Raw genomic sequence first — 5439 nt, 5'->3', positions numbered from 1 at the left:
AATTAGTGTGGGTTTTTAAAATTTTTCTTACGTTACTTTAGACGACAGTTATCTTTAAAAGCTTTTGTTTTTATTTTCTTTTTATTTTTTACAGACAACCATTTGCATTGATGTCAATGCGCCGTGGGGTGTGGTGATGAATTGAAAATACAGGGGCACTTATTACAAAGTATCCGGTTGGTTTTTGTTTTCACTAAGAGTTTGGATTATCGATGAAAAACGCCCCTATTGGAAGGGGTTGGGGTGTAGATTTGACCACACTGTTTTTACATTAACACCAAATTACGCTTATACAGGGGCACTTTCACCCCCAAAATACAGGCTAAAAATGACGAGATTACAGTTAACGGCAATGAGCGCTAGAACGCCTTTGGACAGAAGCGTGCCAGTGACTTTGCTAATGTAGCAAGTAATGAATTACCTCAGGTATTGCAAAACTCGTTCCACAGATAGTTCAGCATCGTTCACTTTGAGAAACGTCTCACGGTAATATGCCCACCAAATGAGAGCACATAATTTACTAAATAAAGTGGATTCGAGCTCGTGCAACACATTTTTTAGACTAATTTTCGACTCTGCCTAATAGACCTTCTTAAATACATATCAGCTAGATTCTTTGCTATCGTTTGGAAGACCACGTCATCACAATTTTCATCCAGAACTTCTACACCATACTTTTCCATCGCCGTATCAATAATTCGCTGCTCCTCACGCTGAACATCTAACTTACTAATATAATCAAATAAAGGTTTTAGTTGTTCAATCGCTTTCGACTGAACGCAGCCTCTACTATCTAATACAGCTTGTAATTCAAGATTAGCATCTATGTCTGAATCGATTTTATCTTGTGACACAGGGTCTATGGCATAACAACACGAAATACTAGGTCCGGTCCAATTTCTAGAAAGCAGTACGCTAAACCTAAATCCACCATATAATTCGACTAAAGAGACAACTAAACCTTCAGTTTGAGAAGAGTATATAAATATACGGTGGTTAATATCAGAAACCTGATATTGAGATGGAAAAAGCGTGTTGGTATCCGAAAATACAATATCTTCTGCGTTTAAGTCACTGCCATTAATATATTGAATGACATCAATAAACTCAGAGCCACGTAACCTTGAAGGTGAGACCTTAGTAGCCAGCATTGTTAATGCCATTTTTGCTATAGACCTTAGGTCATTTTCACAAAATGAAAATGTTTCACTAATTTCTGCGCCATATTGAGAAACTTCGGTTACTACCCCCATTTCTATGTCATCAAGAGATTTACCACGAGACTTTAATTGACCTTCAATTATTTTTAGCGCTTGCTCTTCAGTATTAGCCACAACATGAAATTTCGTTTTCCCTTGCTCTGTTTTCCATTGCTGCTCGACTTTACCTCTAAGCATCTCTCCTGTGGGTAACAGGTTATAAGATTCGTCCCCCAGTTTAACTACACCCTGTTGAACTGGTGCATTCTTGTTACGACCAGTTTTTATATTCAATAAAGTAGAAATGATACTAAGCCTCGAAGATAGCCCGTCATCAATAGCTTTACCTAGGCGATTATTACAACTTTCACAGCAAACATTTCGAGATAGCTTTCGTCCACCTAGTGAAGACAAAATAGCGTGCTCTTTGGAACCTTTCCCTAATTCAAATTTCTCATGTTCACAATATATACAATCTAACATATGCCACCTATTGGTCGGACGAATCTAGACGGAATCTTGCCATCTTTGCTTCCCGTCTATGCTGCTTCATCCTTGTAAGCTACTCAAGTCATATTAATGCGTTCTGTTTGTGAATATTCTACGTTCTGCAATATTCGCTTATCTTCTTCTCAAACTCTCTAACTAGCTCTTTGGGTACTCGAAGGTTAACCGTATCAGGTTGTTCTACCTTGTATACCCCTCGATAGTTGATAGCGCATACTCTTACGACCTCAAACAATGATTCAATCGGGTCGATACCGTGTTCATCAACAAATTTTGAGTATTTACCATGGTTTGAGAATATTGATATCTCCCCATGTACAAACTTACTCCTCAATTCGTAAATAGTTTTTATTTTTGATTCGATACCTACGATATCACTGGCGTCTCTACTCACCCCACCAACTATAGATGCTTTGTTACTTCTGTCTGTACCGTACAGTGCATCTAACGCAATAAATTGGTTTAGGAACCTCTCTCGTTTATCATGAGTCCAACCATGAGCGATAAAAGATAGCGCAGAGTTCATTCTCTTAGGTGGAGAAGAAAATATCTTCTGTAGATTACCAGCAACTTCATCGCTCAGGTTTATCTCATAAACAGAAGGTAGGTTAGATCTTATTTGGCGAGTAGTAATACTCTTAGAATCAAAAGAATTTATTCTACAATCAACTGTCTCTTGATTGATTCTCAAAGGAGTATCGATAGTCGCGCATAGTGCACCAAATAACCTGTCTAGCTCTTCGACAGCTTCATTTATTGAGCGTGCATAAACCAAAACAGCAGAACTATCGGACAGTAGCTTGTACCTCCCGATAGGCTCACGGCGCAAGTCTTCATCATCCAGAGCTTCTAAAGGAAAGTTTATTCCAGTTCGCACTTTCATATCGCCAAGTAGGCTTTCTATTTGACCTGAGCCATAAATACATAAGTTGTTATTGAGCTTATGCACCCCGTCTGTATTGGCATACCGAATAGTGTAGACGTACGGTTTAAGAGCCTTTTGAGAGTCGATGTAGTCTACAAACAAAGCACTTAGATTATTACAATGCTGTTGTGAGAATATGGTGCTTACTGGCTCATCCAGACTAGTTAACGATAAAAAATCCGCATCAATAATATTAAATGCATATGAGCAGAACTTTAGAAGTATCTCATTTGCACTCTGGATATTACTGACACCTAATTCACGGCCTAGCTCTTTAATCAGTCTGCTAGCACATTTGTTTACATCTTCATCATTATATTTAAGCCAGAAAATGATATCTCCAGCCACGGGCTTACCTATCTGAATGGATGGAACTCCATCCTCAGGACAGTAAAAGAAAGCGTTAGACAAATCGGCAGTTATGCTGCTAGCGAATGAATTATCCAATAGTTAGTCCCTGTAAATTACCAGAAATGTGATAGACACATTATTGCATATTAAGAAATTTAAATTAATGGAGTCAAAGAAGAACATCTATTAGCGTACGAGTACTCACTATCGCACTGTTACTGGAGGTTTTCTTGCACTGGCACTCAACCGCCAGCCAAGAGGAAAAGTACTGCGTTTCCAGCGGCACAATCTACTATTGAGCAAATGCGTTAGCAAGGAAAGGGGCAATGGTCTGATAGGGACACTAATGCTAAACCTTCTTAAGGAGAGATGCTCTCAATTCACTCAAACTGATTTTTGCATTGCCGCCGATTGACATTATAAAGTCGTAATGAGCCAGTGCTGCGTTGTTCATGTCAATTAACTCTTTGCTTTCTTCTCGTGATAGCTCATCAAATGAGGCTTCTTCTAATTTTTCTTTATTTTCAGAGATATATCGAGAAAGCGAACTACTTTTTACCTTGTAGTCATGTAAGGCAATGTTGTACTGGTAGGTCAATGTAAGAAAATGCAGTTCCTCCAGTTGTACCTTCAAGTGTGTTGGTATGAGTTCATGTATTTTTTGATAGTTACTTTCATACTCTTCGCGAACATCACGGGCACTCTGTGACGCTATATTTAACACCTTATAGACTGGTATCTCATCAATATTATTTGCAGACTTATTCACTTTTTTTACATACTCGTTTAGTAAGGTCTCTAAATGACTAAGATGTTCATACAACAAAGAATGTTGCATTTGATTACGCCACTCTCCGACTGACCTATATGAAAAAAATGCTGCAACAGCAGCAGCGAGTCCGCCTACCAAGGAACCAATAGAAGCAAGAAAGCTAGTCGCATCAGCGTTAATCTGAATGTTGAAACCAAAAAGCATTCCTACAAGAACGAGGGCAAGTACGGCAAACGTTATAACCATAGTAAATATCCCAGCTAAGATAATTACATAAGAATAATGTTAAAAACAATTAATATCAATAACTTAGAATCATACTCCGTGATTATACAAGATATAAGAATCATTCTCGCTCAAACACAGCGGACTGCGTTTGCAGGGATTCACTGCGAACAGCATTAATTAAATGGATAACTTTTAATAAGGCTAAAGTGTATGAACAGGATGTGAATGAGTAAAAGGTCTAACGCATAAAGGGGCAATTTTTAGCTAGAAAGTGCTACGGATGAAAACTCAACCAATCAAGGTTCTGGATAATTATGATTTAGAGCATTAGTTTCAAAGTGAGGGCGGCGGCACAATAAACATGACTAACTAATGAATATTAATTCAAACGAAATCACCTTTCTCCTGTTAAATAATTCAACAAAGACAAAGGCGATAGATTATCTATAACAAGACTAGAGCTCTATTTTGATCTTTCTCTTTTGAACAACATCAAAAGTTAACTGCCCATTGGTTTGCGATGGTAACGAGTTCTTGTTCGCTATAATATCCATCTCAAAGACACAACTATCGAAACCTTGAGTTAACTGTGCTTGCGTTTGACCAAATACCTCACTCAAACTCTTATTGTAAGAACCTGAATTAAGTAGATGCTCACTAGCGTTAATATCTGGTGACACCGTTCTGATATTGGTCTCAGTACTATTTGTACAAGTTAGCGTTTCCACTACGTAAGAGTATGTATGGCCTGCCTCAGGAGCCCACGATGCATCTATCACTTCGCCTGCTAAGCTTGTCGTTAATATAAAGGGGAGCGGTAGTTCATTCACTACCAGTGAACTTTGAACAACATTCCCTCTCAATAACTTTACAATGTACTCTGAGGCGCTTGCTGAAACATCCCTACCATAATAGTAAACACCTCCTTCCACCGATGTTTCAGCTAACGAGAAGTTTAGACTATCAACTTCAGCAACTAGCTGGTCACCGCCATTAATTGCAACATAATTAAACGAACTATCTTGAACATATCCCTCGATTTCAGCCTCGGATGGGCTTGTTACCGATAATACAAAGAACACTCGTAAATCAGAAGCTGCATAATCACTACTGTAACGAGTTACATTTGAGTCTGGGTTTGAGGTGGTAGAGCTACCACCATCTCCACCACCACAGCCCGCAAGTAGCAACGAGACTAATACATAATAATTCTTCATATGATTATCCTTATTAGTTGTTCTTTCAATTACCCATGAATTTATCGAGAACATTTCCCCTAAAAAAACAAGAAATATAAAACAAAAGCACCCAAAGCAATATTAATTCCCATTGATAACCGACATAAAGTAATGAGAACATTGAAATTGGTACAATTAGATTTCTTTGAAGCACTTTATCCAGACACATGCTAACAATGACTAGAACGTGAAGTAACAAAGAAGATATTAAATATAAAT

Annotated in this window: 4 protein-coding genes; all 4 read right to left on the bottom strand. The window is 38.1% G+C overall.

Features of this window, described 5'->3' with window-relative positions; genetic code table 11:
- Positions 1 to 557: 557 nt before the first annotated feature.
- The 4 genes from BCT81_RS07710 to BCT81_RS07695 all read right to left on the bottom strand — a co-directional run bounded on the left by BCT81_RS07710 (position 558) and on the right by BCT81_RS07695 (position 5199).
- Positions 558 to 1682, bottom strand: a complete 1125-nt coding sequence (locus tag BCT81_RS07710) for an HNH endonuclease (protein WP_102423741.1) — start codon at positions 1680 to 1682, stop codon at positions 558 to 560.
- Between the two features lie 118 nt (positions 1683 to 1800).
- Positions 1801 to 3078, bottom strand: a complete 1278-nt coding sequence (locus BCT81_RS07705) for a HEPN domain-containing protein (RefSeq protein WP_102423740.1) — start codon at positions 3076 to 3078, stop codon at positions 1801 to 1803.
- Positions 3079 to 3331: 253 nt separating this feature from the next.
- Entirely contained in the window at positions 3332 to 4000 is a 669-nt protein-coding gene (locus tag BCT81_RS07700) for a hypothetical protein (RefSeq protein WP_102423739.1), read from the bottom strand.
- 437 nt (positions 4001 to 4437) lie between these two features.
- Positions 4438 to 5199, bottom strand: a complete 762-nt coding sequence (locus BCT81_RS07695) for a hypothetical protein (RefSeq protein WP_102423738.1) — start codon at positions 5197 to 5199, stop codon at positions 4438 to 4440.
- Between the last annotated feature and the right edge of the window lie 240 nt (positions 5200 to 5439).

This window comes from Vibrio sp. 10N.261.52.A1 (assembly GCF_002876325.1).
GTDB classification, from domain to species: Bacteria; Pseudomonadota; Gammaproteobacteria; order Enterobacterales; family Vibrionaceae; genus Vibrio; species Vibrio chagasii.
Note: the sequence above shows the minus strand (reverse complement) of the source record. Positions and strands in the feature narration are given on the sequence as shown.

Coding starts and splice junctions, on each gene's coding strand:
- BCT81_RS07695 (WP_102423738.1), bottom strand. CDS start 5,199: ATGAAGAATTATTATGTATTAGTCTCGTTGCTACTTGCGGGCTGTGGT.
- BCT81_RS07700 (WP_102423739.1), bottom strand. CDS start 4,000: ATGGTTATAACGTTTGCCGTACTTGCCCTCGTTCTTGTAGGAATGCTT.
- BCT81_RS07710 (WP_102423741.1), bottom strand. CDS start 1,682: ATGTTAGATTGTATATATTGTGAACATGAGAAATTTGAATTAGGGAAA.